Annotated in this window: 17 protein-coding genes; 10 read left to right on the plus strand and 7 right to left on the minus strand. The window is 72.0% G+C overall.

What is annotated here, in order from left to right; genetic code table 11:
• Window positions 1-64: 64 nt before the first annotated feature.
• Window positions 65-1,285 carry an amidohydrolase family protein gene (locus OG974_RS19085; RefSeq protein WP_371643849.1) on the minus strand — a complete coding sequence of 407 codons (1,221 nt, stop codon included), beginning with the start codon at window positions 1,283-1,285 and terminating at the stop codon, window positions 65-67.
• Between the two features lie 132 nt (window positions 1,286-1,417).
• On the opposite strand from OG974_RS19085, the gene OG974_RS19090 reads away from it, so the two are divergent.
• From OG974_RS19090 to OG974_RS19100, 3 genes are all read left to right on the plus strand, one after another.
• The gene (locus OG974_RS19090) at window positions 1,418-4,765 is read left to right on the plus strand and encodes a BTAD domain-containing putative transcriptional regulator (protein WP_371643851.1); all 3,348 of its coding nucleotides are present in this window, start codon (window positions 1,418-1,420) and stop codon (window positions 4,763-4,765) included.
• Between the two features lie 173 nt (window positions 4,766-4,938).
• The gene (locus OG974_RS19095) at window positions 4,939-5,166 is read left to right on the plus strand and encodes a hypothetical protein (RefSeq protein ID WP_327283905.1); all 228 of its coding nucleotides are present in this window, start codon (window positions 4,939-4,941) and stop codon (window positions 5,164-5,166) included.
• A gap of 254 nt (window positions 5,167-5,420) precedes the next feature.
• Window positions 5,421-6,146, plus strand: a complete 726-nt coding sequence (locus OG974_RS19100; protein WP_371643853.1) for a class I SAM-dependent methyltransferase — start codon at window positions 5,421-5,423, stop codon at window positions 6,144-6,146.
• 52 nt (window positions 6,147-6,198) lie between these two features.
• On the opposite strand, the gene OG974_RS19105 is transcribed toward OG974_RS19100, so the two are convergent.
• On the minus strand, window positions 6,199-8,940 hold the full coding sequence (locus tag OG974_RS19105; protein WP_327283907.1) for an OmpL47-type beta-barrel domain-containing protein: 2,742 nt from the start codon (window positions 8,938-8,940) through the stop codon (window positions 6,199-6,201).
• A gap of 190 nt (window positions 8,941-9,130) precedes the next feature.
• The gene (locus OG974_RS19110; protein ID WP_371643855.1) at window positions 9,131-10,744 is read right to left on the minus strand and encodes a FadD3 family acyl-CoA ligase; all 1,614 of its coding nucleotides are present in this window, start codon (window positions 10,742-10,744) and stop codon (window positions 9,131-9,133) included.
• Window positions 10,745-10,830: 86 nt separating this feature from the next.
• Here OG974_RS19110 and OG974_RS19115 point away from each other — a divergent pair, with 86 nt between their 5' ends.
• The 3 genes from OG974_RS19115 to OG974_RS19125 are packed head-to-tail and all read left to right on the plus strand — an operon-like array spanning window position 10,831 to window position 13,242.
• Complete coding sequence (locus OG974_RS19115) at window positions 10,831-11,982, plus strand: lipid-transfer protein (protein ID WP_327283909.1); 1,152 nt, start codon at window positions 10,831-10,833, stop codon at window positions 11,980-11,982.
• A 10-nt stretch (window positions 11,983-11,992) separates the two neighbouring features.
• Complete coding sequence (locus OG974_RS19120; protein WP_327283910.1) at window positions 11,993-12,466, plus strand: OB-fold domain-containing protein; 474 nt, start codon at window positions 11,993-11,995, stop codon at window positions 12,464-12,466.
• Window positions 12,463-13,242, plus strand: coding sequence for an enoyl-CoA hydratase/isomerase family protein (locus tag OG974_RS19125; RefSeq protein WP_328763056.1), 780 nt, complete (start codon window positions 12,463-12,465; stop codon window positions 13,240-13,242). Before OG974_RS19120 ends, OG974_RS19125 begins: the two co-directional genes overlap by 4 nt.
• On the opposite strand, the gene OG974_RS19130 is transcribed toward OG974_RS19125, so the two are convergent.
• Window positions 13,239-13,712, minus strand: a complete 474-nt coding sequence (locus OG974_RS19130; RefSeq protein WP_327283912.1) for a hypothetical protein — start codon at window positions 13,710-13,712, stop codon at window positions 13,239-13,241. The two genes, OG974_RS19125 and OG974_RS19130, sit on opposite strands and share 4 nt — an antisense overlap.
• 248 nt (window positions 13,713-13,960) lie before the next feature.
• On the opposite strand from OG974_RS19130, the gene OG974_RS19135 reads away from it, so the two are divergent.
• From OG974_RS19135 to OG974_RS19145, 3 genes are read left to right on the plus strand one after another with little or no spacing between them, the layout of a single operon-like run.
• Entirely contained in the window at window positions 13,961-15,277 is a 1,317-nt protein-coding gene (locus OG974_RS19135) for a hypothetical protein (protein WP_327283913.1), read from the plus strand.
• 32 nt (window positions 15,278-15,309) lie between these two features.
• Window positions 15,310-15,807 (plus strand): hypothetical protein, encoded by a 498-nt coding sequence (locus tag OG974_RS19140; RefSeq protein ID WP_327283914.1) that lies wholly within the window; start codon window positions 15,310-15,312, stop codon window positions 15,805-15,807.
• Window positions 15,808-15,809: 2 nt separating this feature from the next.
• Complete coding sequence (locus tag OG974_RS19145; protein ID WP_327283915.1) at window positions 15,810-16,322, plus strand: hypothetical protein; 513 nt, start codon at window positions 15,810-15,812, stop codon at window positions 16,320-16,322.
• A gap of 64 nt (window positions 16,323-16,386) precedes the next feature.
• On the opposite strand, the gene OG974_RS19150 is transcribed toward OG974_RS19145, so the two are convergent.
• The 3 genes from OG974_RS19150 to OG974_RS19160 form a co-directional block, all read right to left on the minus strand.
• Entirely contained in the window at window positions 16,387-16,881 is a 495-nt protein-coding gene (locus tag OG974_RS19150) for a peptidylprolyl isomerase (protein WP_327283916.1), read from the minus strand.
• 55 nt (window positions 16,882-16,936) lie between these two features.
• A complete protein-coding gene (locus OG974_RS19155; RefSeq protein ID WP_327283917.1) occupies window positions 16,937-19,339 on the minus strand; it encodes a PQQ-binding-like beta-propeller repeat protein in 2,403 nt (800 codons plus the stop codon).
• A 206-nt stretch (window positions 19,340-19,545) separates the two neighbouring features.
• Window positions 19,546-20,346: a VOC family protein gene (locus OG974_RS19160; RefSeq protein WP_327283918.1), complete on the minus strand. Its 801-nt coding sequence runs from the start codon at window positions 20,344-20,346 to the stop codon at window positions 19,546-19,548.
• Window positions 20,347-20,684: 338 nt separating this feature from the next.
• Here OG974_RS19160 and OG974_RS19165 point away from each other — a divergent pair, with 338 nt between their 5' ends.
• Window positions 20,685-21,332: a TetR family transcriptional regulator gene (locus tag OG974_RS19165; protein ID WP_327283919.1), complete on the plus strand. Its 648-nt coding sequence runs from the start codon at window positions 20,685-20,687 to the stop codon at window positions 21,330-21,332.
• Window positions 21,333-21,423: the final 91 nt, after the last annotated feature.

A 21,423-nucleotide genomic window follows, 5' to 3' on the forward strand; every position in this document is an offset into this window, starting at 1 on the left:
CTTTGCTCCGGCGAAGCATGCCTTGTTGTTCGCGTTCGCCGCAAGGGGACCCGGCGGGAGGCCGCTAGGCTCCCGGCCACAGGCCTTCGGGGGTCAGGCCGAGGAGGTCGATCGCGTTGCCGCGGACGATGCGGTCCACGACGTCCGGCGCCAGGTGGCCCATCTGGGCTTCACCCACCTCGCGGGACTTGGGCCAGGTCGAGTCCGAGTGCGGGTAGTCCGTCTCGTAGAGGACGTTGGCGACTCCGATGGAGTCGAGGTTCTTCAGCCCGAAGGGGTCGTCGAAGAAGCAGCCGAAGACGTGTTCGGCGAAGAGTTCCGACGGCGGGCGCAGCACCTTGTCCGCGACGCCGCCCCAGGCGCGGTTCTCCTCCCAGACCACGTCGGCGCGTTCCAGGATGTACGGGATCCAGCCGATCTGGCCCTCCGCGTACATGATCTTGAGGTTGGGGAAGCGTTCGAACTTGCCGCTCATCAGCCAGTCGACCATCGAGAAGCAGCAGTTGGCGAAGGTGACGGTGGAGCCGACTGCGGGCGGGGCGTCCGCGGAAGTGGACGGCATGCGCGAGGACGAGCCGATGTGCATGGCGATGACCGTGCCGGTCTCGTTGCACGCCTCCAAGAAGGGGTCCCACTCGTCGGTGTGGATGGAGGGGAGTCCGAGGTGGGGCGGTATCTCCGAGAAGGCGACGGCGCGGACGCCGCGGGCCGCGTTGCGGCGGACCTCGGCGGCGGCGAGGCGGGCGTCCCAGAGCGGGATGAGGGTGAGGGGGATCAGCCGGCCGCGGGCGTCGGGGCCGCACCATTCCTCCACCATCCAGTCGTTGTACGCCCGTACGCCGAGGAGTCCGAGTTCGCGGTCCTTGGCCTCGGTGAAGGTCTGGCCGCAGAAGCGGGGGAAGGTGGGGAAGCAGAGGGCGGACTGGACGTGGTTGACGTCCATGTCCGCGAGGCGGTCGGGAACCGAGAAGGACCCCGGGCGCATCTGCTCGTACGTGATCACCTCCAGCCTGATCTCGTCGCGGTCGTAGCCGACGGCGGTGTCGAGCCGGGTGAGGGGGCGGTGCAGGTCTTCGTAGACCCACCAGTCGCCGATCGGACCGTCGTCACCCCTGGCGCCCATCACGGGGGCGAACTTGCCGCCGAGGAAGGTCATTTCCTTGAGGGGGGCGCGGACGATCCGGGGTCCGGAGTCCCGGTATTTGGACGGGAGCCGGTCCCGCCAGACGTGGGGAGGTTCAACCGTGTGGTCGTCCACCGAGATGATCTTCGGGAAGGTCTCCATGTGGACTACGGTAGCGCCGATCTGACGAACCGTCAGCTAGTTGGGGAGTGATCGGTCCGACACGGGCTGACGGGTAAGCGCAAGACAGGGCAGACTGGCCCTTACACCGACGGAAGGCAGGGGGGACGACAGATGGACGGCATACCGGCCATCCCGCACCAGCGGAACCACCCCGAGGCGGCCCGGCGCCATTCCGCTGCCGCGCCGGACGCCACGACCGGGACCCGGACCGCCAACTCGCCGGGCCCCTCGGCCACTCCGCCCGGCGCGTCGGACCCCACGCCCGACGCCGCGCCCGGAACCACGCCCGCCACCACCCCCGACACCCCGGCTGCCACTTCCACCGAGACCCCGACTGCCGCTTCCACCGGCACACCGACCGCCGCTTCCACCGGCACACCGGCCCCCGCGGACGGCGCAACGGCCGCCGCGGACGGCGCAACGGCCGCCGCGGACGGCTCGGACGGCGTCCCGGCTGCCGACCCCGGCGGGGCCCTGCCCGGGGTGCCCTCGCCCGGGCGGACCGGCGGGGGCGCCGGCGACGATCCGCAGCCGTACGGACGCCCCGGCGGCACGCGGTTCGCCGTGCTGGGGCCGATCCGGGCCTGGCGCGGCGGCGAGGCGCTGCCCTCCGGCACCCCGCAGCAGCGCGCCCTGCTCGCCGCGCTCCTGCTGCGCGGCGGCCGGACCGCCACCGCGCCCGAGCTGATCGACGCCATCTGGGGCGAGGACCCGCCGCAGCAGGCCCTCGCCACGATCCGTACGTACGCCTCCCGCCTGCGCAAGATCCTCGCGCCCGGCATGCTCGTCACCGAGTCCGGCGGCTACGCCATCCACACGCCCGCCGGCACCCTCGACCTCGGTATCGCCCGCGGCATCGCCGCCGACGCCGATCAGGCGCGCAGCGCCGGCGACCGCACCCTCGCCCGTACGCTCCTCGACCGCGCCCTGGACCTGTGGGACGGCGAACCGCTGGCCGGGGTGCCCGGCCCACACGCCGAAACCGAGCGGACCCGGCTCGCGGAATGGCGGCTCCAACTGTTGGAGACGCGCCTCGACCTCGACCTGGAGGTCGGCCACCACGCCGAGGCCGTCTCCGAGCTGACCGCCCTCACCGCCGCCCACCCGCTGCGCGAACGGCTGCGCGAGCTCCTCATGCTCGCCCTGTACCGCAGCGGCCGCCAGGCCGAGGCCCTCGCCGTGTACGCGGACACCCGCCGGCTCCTCGCCGACGAACTCGGGGTCGATCCCCGCCCCGAACTCTCCGCGCTGCAGCAGCGCATCCTGCGCGCGGACACCGAACTCGCCTGCGCCGAAGATCCGGTTCCGGCCTCCGCGCCCGCACTCGTGAGGCCTGCCCAATTGCCCGCCACCGTCGCCGACTTCACCGGCCGCACCACCTTCGTCAACGAGCTCGGCGAGATCCTGGCCGGCGTCGGCGGCCAGGTCATGGCCGTCTCCGCGCTCGCCGGCATCGGCGGCGTCGGCAAGACCACCCTCGCCGTGCACGTCGCGCACGCCGCGCGCCCGCACTTCCCCGACGGCCAGCTCTACGTCGACCTCCAGGGCACCGAGCCGCGGCCCGCCGAGCCCGTCGCCGTCCTCGGCGCGTTCCTGCGCGCCCTCGGCACCCCCGACACGGCCATTCCGGACACCGCCGCCGAGCGGGCCGCGCTCTACCGGTCCACGCTCGACGGCCGCCGCGTCCTGGTCCTGCTCGACAACGCCCGCGACGCCTCCCAGGTCCGCCCGCTGCTGCCCGGCACCGCGGGTTGCGCCGCCCTCGTCACCAGCCGGGTCCGCATGGCGGGCCTCGCCGGGGCCCATCTCGTCGACCTCGACGTGATGAGCCCCGAGGAGGCCCTCCAGCTGTTCACCCGGATCGTCGGCGCGGAACGGGTCGGCGCCGAACGCCAGGCCGCCCTCGACGTGGTCGGCGCCTGCGGCTTCCTGCCGCTCGCCATCCGCATCGCGGCCTCCCGGCTCGCCGCCCGCCGCACGTGGACCGTGTCCGTCCTCGCCGCGAAGCTCGCCGACGAGCGCCGCCGCCTCGACGAGCTCCAGACCGGCGACCTCGCCGTCAAAGCCACCTTCGAGCTGGGCTACGGGCAGCTGGAGCCCGCCCAGCAGCGCGCGTTCCGCCTCCTCGGCCTCGCCGACGGGCCCGACATCTCGCTGGCCGCCGCGGCCGCCGTGCTCGACCTGCCCGAGCACGACACGGAGGACCTCCTCGAAGCCTTAGTGGACTGCTCCCTCCTCGAATCGGCCGCGCCCGGCCGCTACCGCTTCCACGACCTCGTACGCCTCTACGCGCGTGCCTGCGCGGAGCGCGACGAGCAGCCCCCGAGCGGTCGGGACGCCGCCCTGGACCGGCTGCTGGACTTCTACCTGGCCACCGCCTCCGCGGTGTACGCGGTGGAGCGTCCCGGTGACCGGCTCCCCGCGCACCTGTCCGCCACCCACTACCCCGGGCTGCGCTTCGGCGATCCGCGGGCCGCGCTCGACTGGCTGTACGCCGAGGCGGACCCGCTGTTGGCCTGCGTCCGGCAGGCCTCCGTGCGCTCGACAGGTCAGGGCAGCGTGGTCGACGTGCTGCGCCGTTCCGTGGACCTGCTGTGGGCGGCGAAGGACCTCGCCGAGTCGGGGGCGAACTCCAAGCAGTACGAGTCCGCCGCCGTGGCCCTGCGCGACGCCGCGCACGCCGCGAAGGACCCGCACGCGGAGGGCCGGGCCCGGACCACCCTCACCAACGTCCACCTGGTCGCGGGCCGCTTCGGCGAGGCCGACGACGAGGCCCGCCAGGCGATGGACCTCGCCCGCGAGGCCGGCGACCCGCTGCCCAGCTGCTGGGCGCCCAACGACCGCGGGATCATCGCCCTCTACCAGGCCCGGTACGCCGACGGCGAGCGGTACCTGCGGGAGGCCATCGAGAACTTCCGCGCCGACGGCAACCACATCGGCGAGGCGAGCGCGCTGTGCAACCTGTCCCGGATCCACGTCGGACTGGGCCGGCTGACGAGCGCCATCGACCTCGCGGAGCAGGGCATCGCCATATACGACCGGATGGGCCTGACCCTGCGCCTGGCCAACGGCCGGTACGCGCTGGGCATCGCCCTCACCCAGGCCGGCCGGCTCGGTGAGGCGCAGACGCAGCTCACCAAGGCGCTGTCGCTGTTCCACGACAACCGGCAGCCGCTGTGGGAGGGCGTGACGCACTTCCGGCTCGCCGAGGCCCACTTGGCCGCGCACCGGCCCACGCTGGCCGCCGCGCACGCCGAGCAGGCCATCGCGTTGCGCGGGATCGGTGGCGAGTGGCGCCGGGCGACCGTGCTGACGGTGCTGGGCAAGGCGCTGCGCCGGCTGGGGCAGCGGGACCGGGCGCGGGTGTGCTGGCGGGATGCGGAGGTCGTCTTCAAGCAGCTGAAGTCGGCGGAACTGGCCGAGGTGCAAGCCCTGCTGGCTGCGGAGATAGCGGCCTGATCTGCGTCGATCGCAGGTTGAACGAGGCATTCATCGTTCGTTTATCGCCGCCCGCCACCATGGGTACATCGACTCACCGCGTCGGGGGGCGCGAGAGTCGGCTGGAGGACCACCCGTTCGGCGGTCCGCGGGGGAATCGCCGAACGGGCCCGACCCATCCATCAGGAGAACCGATGACGACGAACGAGAACATCCTGCCGAACGACGGCGACATCAGGCCGCTCGACAATCACGCGCCGGGTATCGAGATCAAGCCGCTCGACGGCACGCTTGCACCGGGCGTCGACATCACGCCGATGGACAACCACGCCTCCGGCATCGAGATCAAGCCGCAGGACAACCACGCTTCGGACGAGGAGATCGTGACGCTGGACAACCACGCGTCCGGTCCGCGTCCGTAAGACGTCCCACGGGGGATACGGGGGACGGGGGGGCGGTCCCACGGGGGATACGGGGGGCCGGGACCAACGGGGGGACCACGGGGGATACGGGGGAACCCAACGGGGGTCACGGGGGGGGACCCACGGGGGGCCAACGGGGGACTACGGGGGAGCACGACGCACCACAAGGACGGCGGCCTCGGTGGCCCGGAGGGGGAGCCACCGAGGCCGCCGTCGCATGCCCGTGTGCGGGTGGAGAGCCCTAGGCTGGGCCCGTGTTCACCTCACAGGGACCGACCGTCCGCGAGCTCGCCGTCCAGGCCCTCTCGTCCGTCGAGCGCGGGTACGACCTGCTCTCGCCGAAGTTCGACCAGACCCCGTTCCGCACCCCCGACCGGATGCTCGACGCGGTCGAGGAGACGCTCGCCCAGTACGAGGGCTCCTTCGACGCCGGCCTCGACGTGTGCTGCGGGACCGGCGCGGGGCTCGGCATGCTGCGGCGGCTGTGCCGGGGCCGGGTGACCGGGGTGGACCTGAGCGCGGGCATGCTGGCCGAGGCCGCGCGGGCGCATCCCGACGAGCGCCTCGACCTCGTACGGGCCGATGCGCGGGCGCTGCCGGCCGGGATGGCGGGCTCGTACGACCTGGCCGTGAGCTTCGGGGCCTTCGGGCATTTCCTGCCGGCCGAGCGGCCCGCCCTGTTCTCCGGCGTCCACGCGGCCCTGCACCCGGGCGGCGTGTTCGCCTTCCCGATCGGGGCGCCGATCCCGCCGTCGTCTGCCGTGTGGTGGGCCGTGGCGGGCTTCGACGCGGCGATGCGGGTGCGGAACGCGGTGTGGCGCCCGCCGTTCGTCATGTACTACCGGACCTTCCCGCTGGGCGGTGTGCGCGCCGACCTGCTGGCGGCCGGGTTCACGGTGGAGACGGTGCCGCTGGAGCCCTTCGGCCGGCGGGGCGACGGCACCCCGCGCTGGCGGCTGCTCCTGGCCCGGAAGGCCTGACGCACGTCGGCCCGGCTCCCGCTGCGGGGGCCGGGCCGACGGGTACCGCGGGTCAGCGCAGGGTGAAGGGCGCCACGTGGGTCGTGGTGTCCGCTCCGCTGATGGTGAATTCGAGGTTGTAGTTTCCGTTCGGCAGGCCCTGCGTACTGACGGGGAGGCTGTAGCCGGCGGACAGTGCGGTGTAGAGCATCCGGGCGCCGACGGTCCTCGTGACGGGGCCGGTGATGCGGGTGGCCGTCACGGTGATGCCGGAGCTGGAGAGGTTGTTGCCGTTCGCGTCGCAGATCCGCAGGCTGATCACGACCTGGCCGAGCAGGCGCAGGGGCCTGTTCGGGTCGTAGAGCAGGCAGATCCGGTACGCGACGGTGTAGTTGACGCTCTTCGTGGCCGGGTTGGTGGCGACGTCCTTGGCGTTCACCGTGAACGTGTGCGCCCCGAGGGTGGAGGTGTCGACCGGGCTGCCGTTCGCCACCGTGCCGGTGCAGGAGGCCACCCCGGAGGTGGCGTCCGTGCACGAGTAGGACGCGGTGACGGCCTGCCGGTACAGGTACGTGCCGGCCACGGGACGGACGATGGTGATCGTCGGCGCCACCGTGTCGAGGCGCACCGTGATCGTCTGCGGCACGGAGGTGTTCCCGGCGTTGTCGGTGGCCGTGTACGTCACGGTGGTCACGCCGTTCACCGTGATCGGGACGGAGGCGTTCGCGCCGGACACGTCGGTGGATGCGATGGTCTGGGCGCCGCTCGCGCTGAAGGTGATCTTCTGGATGCCGGAGCCACAGGCGCCGTCAACGGCGCTGATGTTGACGGTGGCCGGGCTGGTGGTGTTCCATCCGGCGCCGTTCGGTGCGGGCGAGGTACTCGCGGAGGCGGTCGGTGCGGCCGTGTCCGCGTCGTACGTGAAGCGGTCGGCGGCGGTGACGGGGCTGGTGCCGTTGGGCGTGGTCACGGTGACGTCCACCGTGCCCCGTGCCTGCGGGGGTACCTGCGCGGTCAGCTCCTGCGGCCCGGTGACGTTCACGTTCGTGGCAGCCACGGAGCCGAACGCGACGGTGGTCCCGCTCGTCGGGAATTCGGTGCCGCGCACGGTCACGGTGTTCACGCACTGCGCCAGTTCGGGCGCGTGGTTCGGGGTGACGCTCGTGACGGTGGGCGGGGACAGCGTGATGCGGTCCATCGCGGTGCCCCAGTCGCCACCGAAGATCCCGGTGTTGCCGGTGGCGCCGATCTGCTGGACCGTCCAGACGTCCTTGGGGTTGCTGGGGTCGCGTGCGGTGCCCGAGTAGTCGCCCCAGCGGCTGTCGCCGTTGCAGCGGCAGCTGTAGGCCTCCGAGCCCGCGGCGTAGAAGTCGCCGAACGTCCTCGCCGGGAAGTTGCCGCCCGGCACTCCGATCGCGACGGCGGTGGGGAACATCGTGGACGAGGAGGCGGTGAAGCCCGAGAACAGGTCGTCCTCGTCGTTCAGGGCCAGTGAACCGTAGTAGATGTCTCCGCCGACGAGGCCGAGGTTGAGGTTGGTCGCCAGGGTCTGCGTCCCGCCGGTCGTGACCTGGACGTAGCGCTGGCAGGTGTGGACCGCGGTATCGCCGAGGGGGGTGCAGCTGACGTTGAAGACGCCCCACAGGTGGTTGTTCTGCCAGGCGACCGACAACATCCGGGAGTCGTTGGTCTCGATGGTGGGATCACCACCGGGCGGCTGGACGGCCTCCGGCGGTGCGTCGGCGGTCCCGATGGCGATCGTGTTCACGGCGCGGTTGACCGCGCTGACGCCGGGCACGCCGGTGATCGTGGTCACCGTGACGTCGGTGCCGGTGTGCTTCATGGAGATCTGGTCGTTGATCGCCGACAGCGAGGTGGCCGGTACGGCGTCGGCCAGGCTGGTGTCCTGTGCGAACGTCGTGATGTTGATCGCGGCGCCGGCCAGCAGGTCCGCCTTGTTGACGACGGCAGTGACCGCGCCCAGGAACGGCGGCATGGGCTGGCTGAGGTCGAAGTTGTTCCAGGCCAGCGTGACCTTGTCGTTGCTGTATCCGAGCAGCGGCCGGTCCTGCTGGACGTTGGAGGCGTTGCTCCCGACGTTGTAGACGGTCCAGCCTCCCCGGGGGTCGGAGCTGTCGCTGACCGCGACGTCGACCTCGTCACCGTTCGAGAAGATCCCCTCGTAGGAGGCGAAGAACCGGCCGGAGCCCGCGTCGTAGTGCACGCGCGGGTCGCCGCCCGTGTCCGCCGCGAAGCCGAAGAAGGCGCCCAGGTCGAAGGGCGAGCCCACGGCGTTGCCGGCCTTGTCGTAGAACTGGCCGGACTGGTTCACGAACTGGACGATGTAGGTGGGTCCGACCGCGAGGTTGGTGTCGGAGGGGGCGATGGTGTCGATGTTCCCGAGCGTGGAGAACGTCTTCAGCCTCTCCACGACGGCCGACGAGGGCACCGCCTTCGGTGACGTCCCGCCCTTCGGGGTCAGCAGCGCGGTGGTGACCGGCAGGCTCGGCTGCCGCATCGGACCCACCCGCCGCTGCGGAGGGACGAGGCGGGGCCGTGTCCGCGGCTTGCCGGTGCGCTGGGGCCGGGGCAGTGCCCGTACGTCCACGTGCTGTTTCACCTCGACACGCGACAGCTTCCCCTCGCCCCCCGAAGGCGAGGGGAGGTCGGCCGATGAGGGGGCGCTGGGCCGCGGCTCGGCTGCGGCGGCACCTGCGGGGGCGAGCACCGTGAGCGTCATGGAGAGGGCGAGGAGCAGGGCGCGCGACCAGCCGCGGGCGGCGCGCGTCGTGCCCCGGTTCATCCGTCGGTTCATTCGGAGAATCCGTCGTGTCGACACGGGCTCCCCCCTTCAGCCCTTGTCGGAGGTACGGTCCCGCCGGCGGATCGGCAGCGGGCGGTCGTCGTCGTGCAGTAGCCGATGATCACGACCGGCTACCTATCGGACGGACCTGCCTGCGGGCTCCGGGTGCTGCGGGAAATGCCGACTGTTCCCCCCTTCTGGCCTATTTCTTCGCGCGCAGTTCCCGCTTGAGGACCTTTCCGCTCGCGTTGCGCGGGAGCTCCTCGACGAACTCGACGGTGCGCGGGACCTTGTAGTTGGCCATCTCCCTGCGGGACCAGGCGATCAGGTCGTCGGCGGTGAGGGTGGAGCCCGGGCGGCGCACGGCGTAGGCCTTGCCGACCTCTCCGAGGCGGGGGTCGGGGACTCCGACGACGGCGACGTCCGCGATGTCGGGGTGCAGGCCGAGGAGTTGTTCTATCTCGGCGGGGTAGGCGTTGAACCCGCCGACGATGAACATGTCCTTGATCCGGTCGGTGATGCGCAGGTTGCCGTCGGTGTCGAGGACGCCGACGTCACCGGTGCGCAGCCAGCCGTCGGGGGTGATGGCCCCGGCGGTTTCGACGGGCTCTTCGAAGTAGCCCTGCATGACGTGGTGGCCGCGGACCCAGACCTCGCCGGCCGTGCCGGCGAGCTGGGCGTACCCGTGCTGGTCGGCGATCTTGACCTGGGTGTCGGGGATGGCCCGTCCGGAGGTCGAGGCGATGGTTTCGGCCGGGTCGCCGCGGCGGCACATCGTGACGATGCCGCTGGCTTCGGAGAGCCCGTACGCGGTGAGGACGGTGGTGATGTGCAGTTCGCCGCGGAGCCGTTCGACGAGCCGGAGGGGGACGACGGCGGCGCCGGTGACGACCAGGCGCAGGGCGGACAGGTCGTGGTGGTCGCGCTGGGGGTGGTCGAGGAGGGACTGGTGGAGGGTGGGCGGGCCGGGGAGTACGGAGATCCGTTCGGCGGCGATGTTGGCGAGGACGGTGTCCACGTTGAAGACGGGCTGGGGGACCATCGTGGCCCCGCGCATCAGGCAGGCGATGATGCCGGCCTTGTAGCCGAAGGTGTGGAAGAAGGGGTTGACGATCAGGTAGCGGTCGCCTTCTCGCAGTCCGGCGAGTTCGCTCCAGACGTCGTAGCAGCGCAGGGACTGGGCGTGGGTGATGACGGCGCCCTTGGGACTGCCGGTGGTACCCGAGGTGAAGATGATGTCGGAGGGGGCGTCGGGGCGGATCGACGCGGCGCGTTCGCGCACGGTGTCTGCGCTGATCCGGTCCCCGCCGGCCAGGAAGTCCTTCCAGGTGCGGAAGTCCTCGGGAGCGTCCTCGGCGAGGACGACGACCTGTTCTAGGTGCGGCAGTCCGGGCAGCGGGCCGCGGCCCTGCCCTTCGGCGGCGGCGCGGCGCAGGGAGGCGACGTACGACGTGCCGAGGAAGGTGCCGGTGACGAAGAGGAGCCTGGCCCGGCTGCGCCGCAGCACGTACGCGGCTTCAGAGCCTTTGAAACGGGTGTTGAGGGGGACGAGGACGGCGCCCGCCGAGACGGCGCCGAGTGCGGAGACGATCCATTCCAGGGTGTTGGGGGCCCAGACTGCGACCCGGTCCCCCGGCTCGACCCCGGCGGCGATGGCGGCGGCCGCGGCACGTTCGACGCGCCCGCCGAGCTGCGCGTAGGTGATGCGGACGCGTCCGTCCACGACGGCCTCGCGGTCGGCGTACCGTCCGGCCGCCTCGCGCACCAGTCCCGCGATGCTGCCCCAGCGCAGATCCCCCCGCGCGTCTTCGCTCATCGCACACCCCTCCCGGTAGCTGACTATCCGTCAGATTAGCTGTAGCCTTCGCGGCTGTCAGTACTGGTGCAGCCCCGGAGGTGGCGATGGCGGCAACACTCAAGGACGCTACGGCGATAGTCGGGATAGGCCAGACCGCCTTTGCCAAACGGCTCCCCGAGTCCGAGAAGGAATTGGCCTGCCGTGCGATCCTCGCGGCCCTCGCGGACGCCGGGATCGCCCCCTCCGAGGTCGACGCGTTCTCCTCGTACACGATGGAGGAGACCGACGAGGTCGAAGTGGCCAAGGCGATCGGCGCCGGCGACGTCACCTTCTTCTCCAAGATCGGGTACGGCGGCGGCGGCTCCTGCGCCACCGTCGGCCACCTCGCGGCCGCCGTCGCCACCGGACAGGCGAGCGTCGGCGTCGCCTGGCGCTCGCGCAAACGCGGCTCCGGCCCGCGCCCCTGGAAGAACACCGCCGTCCAGCTGCCCACCCCCGGACAGTGGACGCGCCCCTTCGGGCTGCTGCGCCCCGCCGACGAGATCGGCATGCTGGCCCGCCGGTACATGCACGAGTACGGCGCCACCCGCGACCACCTCTTCAACGTCGCCATGGCCTGCCGCAACCGGGCCAACGAGAACCCGGCCGCGATGATGTACGAGCGCCCGCTGACCCGCGAGATGTACATGACCTCCCGCATGATCAGCGAACCGCTCTGCCTCTTCGACAACTGCCTGGAGACCGACGGGGCCCTCGCCTGCGTGATCGTCTCCGCCGAGCGCGCCCGGGACTGCCGCCAGAAGCCCGTGTACGTCCACTCCGTCGCGCAAGGCCTGCCGGCCCAGCACCACGGCATGGTCAACTACTGGAACGACGACCCCCTGTCCGGCCCCGCCTGGACCGCCGCCCGGCACCTGTGGAAGCACGCCGACTTCGGGCCGCAGGACGTGGACGTGGCCCAGATCTACGACGCCTTCACCCCGCTCATCCCGCTGTCCCTGGAGGGCTACGGCTTCTGCGGGCGCGGCGAGGGCGCGGCGTTCACCGAGGGCGGGTCCCTGGAGATCGGCGGGCGGCTCCCGATCAACACGGGCGGCGGCGGCCTGTCCGAGGCGTACGTGCACGGCTTCAATCTGATCAACGAGGGCGTCAAACAGCTCCGGGGCAGCTCCACCGCCCAGGTGCCGGACGCCGCGACCTGCCTGGTGACGGCGGGCGAGGGTGTCCCGACGTCCGCGATCCTGCTGCGATCCTGAGGAGCCGATCATGACCGCCGACACCACCGCCGCCGTGGGCGCGGCCCGCACCGAAGAGCTGCTCCTGCCCGTCCCCGACGAGGACGGCGCCCCCTTCTGGGAGTACACCGCCCGGGGCGAACTCCGCGTCCAGGCCTGCACCGCCTGCGGCCGGCTCCGCTTCCCGCCGAGACCGTGCTGCCCGCACTGCCAGTCCTTCGACTCCGAGTGGCGGGCGATGTCCGGCCGCGGCCGCATCTGGTCCTACGTGCGGCCGCACCCGCCACTGCTTCCCGCGTACGCCGCGCAGGCCCCGTACAACGTGATCCTCGTGGAGCTCGCCGACGCCCCGCACATCCGCCTCGCCGGGAACCTGGTCACCTCCCCCGACGCCCCGCTGGGCTCCGTGGACCCCGCCCGGTTGCGCATCGGGGCCCGGGTCCAGGTGGTGTTCGCGCAGACCGGCGGGTTCACCGTGCCGCGCTGGGTGCTGGAGAAGTCGTGACGGTGCGGGTGGAGCGGGACGGGGCGAGCGGGGTCGCGGTCGTCACGCTGGACCGGGAGCGCAAGCACAATGCGATCGACCTGGCGACGGCCGCCGAACTCACCGAGATCTGGCGGGAGTTCCGACACGCGGAGGACGTCCGCGCGGTCGTGCTGACGGGAGCGGGCCCGGCCGCGTTCTGCACGGGCATCGACCGCGGCGTCACCGTTGCGCAGCCCGCCTCCCCGTACTCGGTCGACGACCCGCTGCTGTCCGTCGGCCCGAAGGCGAACGACCTGTGGAAGCCCGTGGTCGCGGCCGTCAACGGCATGGCGTGCGGTGGGGCCTTCTACCTGCTGGGCGAGTCGGAGTTCATCGTCTCCTCCTCGGCCGCGACGTACTTCGACCCGCACACGACGTACGGGATGGTCAGCGCGTACGAGGCCGTGTACATGGCGCAGCGGATGCCGTTCGGGGAGGCCGCCCGGATGTCCCTGATGGGGACGGCGGAACGGCTCTCCGCGCAGCGGGCGTACGAGATCGGTCTGGTCTCGGAGCTGACTGCGCCCGAGGAGCTGCTCCCGGCGGCGCTGCGCGCGGCGGGGACGCTGGCCGGGTATCCGACGGAGGCCGTGCAGGGCACCGTACGGGCCCTGTGGTCGGCGAAGCAGGCAGCGTTGCAGCAGGCCCTGGCACAGGCCCCGGCGCTGATTTCGCTGGGCAACCTGCCGCCGGAGCGGCAGGCGGACCTGTTCGCGGGGCGCCGGGCGGCGGCGCCGGAGCCGCGGGTGCGCTAGTTGATCGTGCCGAGGGCGCAGCCGGTGACCTCGGCCGCCTTGTCCTTCTGGACCATCGCGGCGGTGACCGTCTGGGTTTCGCGGGCCTTGAGCGACACCCGGACGGAGGTCCGCTCCACGACGCCGGACGCGCCCTGGAAGACGACGGGGACGTCGATGAGGCGCGCGGTGTCGACGTCCGAGGTCACCTTGAGGACGGCCTTCGGGCTGCCGGGGCCGGCGCAGGTGACGACCTGGGCGTGTGCGGGCGGGCCGGCGCTCTTGCTGGGCGACGGCGTCGACTTCCCGCTGCCATTGCTGTTGTTGGTGTTGCTGTTGTTGCTGTCGTAGCTACTCCGCTTCTTGGAGCCGGAGCATCCGCCGCCGCTGCCGCTGCTCTTGCTGCCGTGCCCGTGCGACGAGAACCCGGTGAGCGCGAACACGACGGCGACCAGCACCGCGGTGAACCTGATCCGACGTCCGGCCACCATGGCTCGATCTCCTCCCCTGGACAACGGCGGGCCACGCTATCACCGCTCGTGCGCCGGGGGATGGGGCTGCGCGGCCCGTCTCGTGCAGGAAACGTGAGGGGTCACCTGGCGCTTGGCCCGTTCACAGTTGCCATGCATATGATCAAACCTGGCCACCGGGGAGGCATGCCCATGTCCGGATCCTTGCGGCGCGGTGGAAACTGATCATGCTGTAACAGGGGGATGCAGTGTTGACCTACTCCGAAGTCATGACCACGGATCTGGGCCTGTTGGCGACGGCCGCCGGCAAATGGGACTCCATGGCCGGCGAGCTGAAGAAGGTCGAAGGCCGCTACGGCGAAACCGTCCAGAAGGTCACCATGGGCGACACCTGGGTCGGCGTCAGCGCCGGCGCCGCCCACTCCCGGTTCGACGCGACGCGGTACGAGTACGCGGCCGCACAGACCCAGGCCAAGGCGATCGCGAGCCTGTTGCGCGACGCGCACACCCAGTTCACCGACCTGAAGAAGAAGCTGGAGAGCGCCCGCGACGACGCGATAGCCGCCGGCATGACGGTCTCCGAGGGGGGCAACGTCGCCTTCGACTACGGGAAGCTGACGCCCTCCGAGCGCAGCGCCTACCACCACGACCCCGACGGCCAGAAGACGATCACCGAAGCCGTCAGCAAGTGGCAGAAGCACATCGACGACCGTGTGAAGGCGTTCGACGAACTCGACCAGAACGTGAAGCTCGCGCTGAGCGCCGAAGTCGTCGACAGCAACAAGGACGCCCTGGGCAAGGGCGCCGACGAGACGCTCGACGGCTTCAACGCCGGCGCCGAGGGCAGCCTGGACAAGGCCGTGAAGGACGCCAAGGCGGCCAAGGTCGACGAAGCGGACGTCAAGACGAAGGAAGACTCCGTCAAGGTGACGGGGCCCGCTGCCGGCGTCACCGTCACCGGTGTCAAGAACGGCAAGGAGGGCCAGGTCAAGGCCTATGCCGACCTCTTCCACGCAACTGCGAAGGGGGAGACGACCATGGGCGGGATCAAGCTCTCGGGCGTCGACGACTTCGTCGTCGGAGCCCGCGGCTCCGCGAGCTACGGGTTCACCGACAAGGGCCTCAGCGGCAAGGCGGAGGTGTCCGCCGGGGTCCGTACGCTGACGAGCGTCAACGCCGAATACGGATACCTCGGCGCCAACGGGCGCGTCGAGGGCTTCGCCGGCGGCGAGGCCCAGGCCACCTTGGGCGTCGGCAAGGACGGTCTCAACGCCGGTGCGAAGGCCTTCGCCGGCGCCAAGGCCAGCGCCGCCGGCGGCGGTGAGCTCGCCGGGATCGGCGCCGGCGGCACCGCGGAGGGCTGGGTCGGTGCGGGCGCCGAGGCCAAGGCCACGTTCGGCAAGGGCGACGACGGCAAATGGCACATCGGCGGCAAGGTGGGCGTCGCCCTCGGCGTCGGCGGCTCCGTGGGCGCCGAGTTCACGGTGGACCCCGACAAGGTGGGCGACGCCTTCGGTGATGCGGCCGACGCGGTCGGGGACTTCGCGGGCGGGGTCAAGGACACCGTCGGCGGATGGTTCGACTGATGTACGTTTCCTAGGAAGGAGGGCCCGAGAAAATGCCCACGACACTGCCCGTACCCATCGAATTCAGCCTGCCGGAGGACTGGCAGGCAGCCCCTCCGGACGAGGTCGGCGCGCCGGACGTGGCGTTCATCGCGCTGCACCCGCACCCGGATGCCGGGTTCACCGCCAACATCACCGTTGACGGCGACTTCATGCCGGACGGGACGACGCTGGAGGAGCTCGCCGACGCGTCGGCGGTGCGGGTCCGCGCGATCGCGGAGACCGCGGAGATCGTCGGCCGCCGCGCGATCGGCTCCCCCGGTGCACCGGGCCTGACCCAGCGGCTGACCCTGTCGGCCGTCGTCGCCGGGGTCCACCGCGACCTCGTCCAGACGCAGGTGTACATGACCGTCCAGGACACCGAGGACCCGCACAGGCGCGCGATGATCCGGACGGTGCTGACCGCCACCGCGGCGCAGCACGACAGCGTCCTGGGAGACTTCCAGGACTTCCTGCGCACGGTGCGCCCGGACACGAAGACGGCGGAGTGACGATGGGCCTCTTCAACAAGCTCACCGGCACCCGGCGCCCCGACGCCGGTATCGCGCCGCGGAGCGCCGCGGAGGTCCGGGAATCGCTGCTCGCGGTCAACGCACCGGACAAGGCGTACGTCGTGCGCAACGCCCGCCCCGCGGAGAACGCCGACCTGGTGGCGGAGTGGCGGATCCTCGATCCTTCCTGGCACACCTTCTTCTTCGCGTCGCAGCTGGAGCGCACCCTCAAGATCCGGATGCGGCTGGTCGGCGACAAGCGCGAGGTGCGGGCCCTCGACGAGCAGCTGGAGGTCAGCTGGGTCGGGGGGACGCCGAGGCTGGCCACGGGAGCGGAGTACAGCCGCGGCCAGGTGACCACGGTCTCGAAGCGGTGGACGATCGAGAAGGGCCCCGACGGCAAGCGGGGCCTGACCGAGGACTTCGGCTTCGACACGGGTCAGCTGAAGGACCCCCTGCGCGAGGCGGTCCTCGCCGCGGGCTGGACCTGGCGCGGGGTGCTGCTCAAGCTGTGACCACGTGGCGGCGGCCCCGGCCCCCGGTGAGGGGGCGGGGCCGCCGAGCCCGTGCGGGTGGGGATCAGGCCTCGACGGTGCCCGAGGCCGAGATCTCGATCTTGCCGCGGGTGCCGCCCGAGGGGGTGCCGAGCTTCTCGATCTGGTCCACGATCTCCTTGCCCTCGACGACCTCGCCGAAGACGACGTGCTTGCCGTCCAGCCACGAGGTGACGACGGTGGTGATGAAGAACTGCGAGCCGTTGGTGTTGCGGCCGGCGTTCGCCATCGACAGCAGGTACGGGCGGTCGTGCTTCAGCTGGAAGTTCTCGTCGGCGAACTTCTCGCCGTAGATGGACTTGCCACCGGTGCCGTTGTGGTTGGTGAAGTCACCGCCCTGCAGCATGAACTGCGGGATGACGCGGTGGAAGCCCGAGCCGGCGTAGCCGAAGCCGTTCTGGCCGGTGGCCAGCTCGCGGAAGTTGCGCGCCGTCTGCGGGACGACCTCGTCGAAGAGGTTGAAGACGATGCGGCCGGCAGGCTTGCCGTCGATGTTGATGTCGAAGTAAACGTTGCTCATGGGGTCCATCCTGTCACTCCAGGTGCTGCGCGCGACCCGGCGGGTCCAAAACCCCTCACCCGGCCGTACGCGTCCCCGTCCCCTTGGCGGCGTCCAGGGCGTACACGCAGCGGTCCTTGCTGCATGCGTAGACCACGCCCGCCTCGGCCACCGGGGCGCCCGTGATCTCGCCGCCCGTGGCCAGCTTCCAGCGCAGCTGGCCGCCCGCCGCGTCCAGGGTGTAGAGGCAGTGGTCGGCGGAGCCGAAGTGCACCCGGCCGTCCGCGACCGCCGGCGGGCCGGTGATCTCGCCGCCCGCGGCGAACCGCCACTTCGGGGTGCCGGTGACCGCGTCGAGCGTGTACAGCGCGCTGCCCGCACCCAGGTGGACGTTGCCGTTCGCCACCAGCACCGGGTCCGATGACGGCCGCGGCTCGGTGGCGATGCGCCACCGGTCCTTGCCGGTGGCCGCGTCCAGGGCGTACACGGTGCCCAGGTAGTCCGCGAGGTAGACCCCGCCGCCGGTGACCGCCGCGCCGGGCGCGAACGCCGGGGCGGCCAGGAACACCGCGGGGGCCTCGAAGTGCCAGCGGACCCGGCCCGAGGCCCGGTCCACGGACAGCACGCGGGTGCCGGCGGCGACGTAGACGTTGCCGTCCGGGGCCGGGGTGACCCGTACCGGGACGTTGCCGCAGGAGGCCGCGTCGCCGACCGGGTACGACCAGGCCTCGCGGCCGCTGCGGGCGTCCAGGGCACGCAGCCGCGCGTCCTGCCACACGTACACCGTGCCGTCGTGCAGGACGGGCGCCGCCTCCGGGGTCTCGAAATCGCTCTGGGCGCCGGTCAGCTCCCACAGCTTCTGACCGTTCGAGGCTTCCCAGCCCTGCACGCCGCCGCCGCGCGTCGCGGTGACCACGGTGCCCCGCTCGGCGCGCACCGCGTACACCCAGGCGTCGGTGTTCAGCCGCCACCGCTCCGAGCCGTCGCCGGCGTCGAGCGCGTAGAGGGACGGGCCGTCGGAGGCGTGGATGCGGCCGTCCGCGACGGCCATGGACCAGGCGACGTCGCGGGTCTTGAACTGGCGGCGGCCGCTGGCCACGTCCAGTGCGTGCACCTCGAAGGAGGTCACGTACAGCAGGTCTCCGGCGACGGTCGGGGTACCCCAGACCTCGTTCGACATGCGGAACCGCCAGGGCCGCCAACGGCCGCTGTCCGGGGCCGGGCCGGGGCTCGGCACCACGGCCGATGCCGAGGAAGAGGCCGGGGCAACCGCTGCACCGCCGGGCGGGCGGACCCAGCCGGTCGCCGAGTCCGCGGAGGCGGCGTGCGCGGCGGGGGCCGCGGCGCTCGCGCGCGGCCCGGGCCCGATCGGCACGGGGGAGCCGCCGAGCAGCACCGGCTCGCCGGACGGCGCGGGGGACGCCGGCCTCGGCGGGTGCTGAGGGCGCTGGGGCACGGCCTGCCCGGTCCGCGGGTCGACCCAGGAGTCGGCGCCGCCGCGCGGCTCCCGGCGGTGCGTGGCGGCCTCGGCGGCGCGCCCCGCGGGGCGGCCGGGCGCCGGGACCGGCGGCGCGGCGGCCGTACGTTGCCCCGCCCGCCGGGCCTCGATCATCGCGACGGCCCGGCCCGGCAGCCACGCCGAGGCGGTGCCGCTGTCGTCGCCGCCGTCGAAGAGGTGCGGGGCGAGCTGCGCCTGGAGGTCGGCGGGGGTCGGGCGCTGGGTGGCGTCCATCTGCATGCAGGAGTCGATCAGGGGCCGCAGCTCGTCCGGGAGCCCCTCCAGGTTGGGCTCGTCGCGCAGCAGCATGAACACCGTCTCCACCGGGTTGGCCCCGTGGTACGGCGGATGTCCGGTCGCGGCGAAGACCAGCGTCGAGCCGAGGGAGAAGACGTCACTGGCGCCCTTGACGCTGCGGGAGTCCTTCGCCTGCTCGGGCGACATGTACGCGGGTGTGCCGACGGCGACGTTCGTCATGGTCAGGCGGGTGTTGGAGACGCCGCTCGCGATGCCGAAGTCGATCACGCGCGGGCCGTCCTCGACGACGAGCACGTTGGACGGCTTCAGGTCGCGGTGGACCAGGCCGGCGCCGTGGATGGACTGCAGGGCCTCGGCGATGCCGGCGGCGAGCCACCGTACGGCCTGGGCGGGCATCGGCCCGCACTCGTTGACGATCTCCTCCAGGGAGGGCGCCGGGACGTACGCGGTCGCCAGCCACGGCACGGCGGCCCGCGGGTCGGCGTCGACCACGGCCGCGGTGTAGAAGCCGGACACGGCGCGCGCCGCCTCCACCTCGCGGGTGAAGCGCACCCGGAAGAGCTGGTCCTCGGCGAGCTCGGTGCGCACCGTCTTGATCGCCACCCGGCGCCCCGATGCCGACCGTGCGAGATAGACCAGCCCCATGCCGCCGGCGCCGAGCCGTCCCAGCACCTCGAAGGGGCCGATCCGTCTCGGGTCGTGCTGCGTCAGCTGCTCCACCACTCGCCTCCACACCTCCCCGTACGGGCCCTTGCCTGGCCCGTTCCACCTGCACGCGCGCCGGCACGGCGGTCGGCCCCGTGCAGCGTCTCACCCCGGGCGCCGCCCGGGGTCGCGCAACCCCGATTCTGTCAGGCCCGCGCACGGGCCGTGTCGTCACAGTCCGGGCGGGGCGGACGGACGCGGGAGACGCCGCGGCCCGGCGGCCCCTACGCCGTCGGCCCCGCGGGGGCTTCCGAGAGCAGCGCGAACACCGCGCCCTGGTTGTCGGCGACGACCGCGATCCGCCCGTAAGGCGTGTCGAAGGGGTCGGCGGTGACGCGGCCGCCGAGCCGCTTCACCGTCGCGACGGACCGGTCGCAGTCCGGTACGGCGAAGTACACGAGGAAGTGCGCCGGCATGACCTCCGGGAAGGCGTCCGTGATCAGGCTGCGCCCCAGGACGGCGGTCTGCGCCCCGGGCCGGCTGCCGGGCGGGGACCACAGCCGGTACTCGACGCCTGCGCCGGCGTCGTCCTGGTCCTCGGGGACGTAGCCGAAGACGTTGGCGTAGAAGACGTCGACGGCGTCGCGGGCCCGCGTGTAGAGCTCGCTCCAGCAGTACGTGTACGGCTCCTGCTGGGCTTCGAAGCCGTGGTGGGTGCCGGGCTGCCACAGGCCGAAGACGGCCCCGCCGGGGTCGGCCGCCAGCGCGGCGCCCCCGTACGGGCCCACCGGCTGGGGGTCCATGACCATCTGGCCGCCGGAGGCGCGGATGCGGGCGGCGCACGCGTAGGCGTCGGAGGTGTACAGGTAGATCCCCCAGACGGTGGGCATGCGGCCGTCGGGTTTGGGAGCGAGGGCGGCGACGTTGCGGCCGCGGCTGTAGGCCTGCGTGTAGCCGCCGTATTCGGGGCCGGCGCCGGGGCCGAAGGTCCACCCGAAGAGCTCACCGTAGAAGCGCTTGCCCGCCTCGACGTCCGGAAGCGAGGCGTCCACCCAGCAGGGTGTGCCCTCCGCGAATGCGGCCATGGCCCGTTTCCTTCCGTTGTGCCCCTCGGCCATGATCTGCCCGAAAACTTGTCCACAGCCTGTTGACAAGACTAATCGGGGGATTTCGAGAGGAAGCGGGCGGGGTGGACGGGGCGTCGATCGCCCGATTTCGCACAGGATCCACCCGGGATCCGCCCTGGTCCCGCCCGGCACGTACCCGGAACGCACACCTCCTCGGCGGCTCGCCCGTCCGGGACCGCACGGAACCGGCCGCCCGCGGCGGCGTGGGGCCCGGCCTTCACCCAGGCCAGGTGTCGGGTAACCCCATTTGCAGGCGGCCGAATCGCGCGCAGATCACCCCTCGGTAAGCTGACGGCATGACAGGACAAGTACGCACCGTCGACGGCCGCGTGGCCGGCCGGCGCGGTCAGGCGACGCGGCAGAAGCTGCTCGACTGCCTCAGCGAGATGCTCAGCTCCTCGCCGTACCGCGACGTCAAGGTGATCGACGTCGCCCGCAAGGCCGGCACCTCGCCCGCGACCTTCTACCAGTACTTCCCGGACGTCGAGGGCGCCGTCCTGGAGATCGCCGAGGAAATGGCCACGGAGGGCGCGCAGTTGACGGCGCTCGTCGAGGGCCGCAACTGGGTCGGCAAGGCCGGCTGGCAGGCCGCCGAGGAACTCGTCGAGGGTTTCCTGGACTTCTGGCGGCGCAACGACGCGATCCTGCGGGTCGTCGACCTCGGTGCAGCCGAGGGCGACAAGCGCTTCTACAAGATCCGCATGAAGATCCTGAACTCCGTCACCAACTCCCTCACGGAGTCGATGAAGGAGCTCCAGGCCAAGGGCAAGGTCGACAAGGACCTCAGCCCGGCGGCGATGGCGGGTTCGCTGGTCGCGATGCTGGCCGCGGTCGCCTCGCACCAGAAGGGCTTCCAGACCTGGGGCGTCAAGCAGGCCGAGCTCAAGCCGAACCTGGCGCTGCTCGTCCACTTGGGCGTCACGGGCAAGAAGCCGACCAAGTGACGGCGGACCCGCCACGGGTCCGCCGCCCTCCCCCTCTCTCCCTCTCCCTCTCTCCCTCTCCCTCCCCTCCCTGCTCACTTTCCGCCGTCGA

The organism is Streptomyces sp. NBC_00597, assembly GCF_041431095.1.
In the GTDB taxonomy this organism is placed as follows: domain Bacteria; phylum Actinomycetota; class Actinomycetes; order Streptomycetales; family Streptomycetaceae; genus Streptomyces.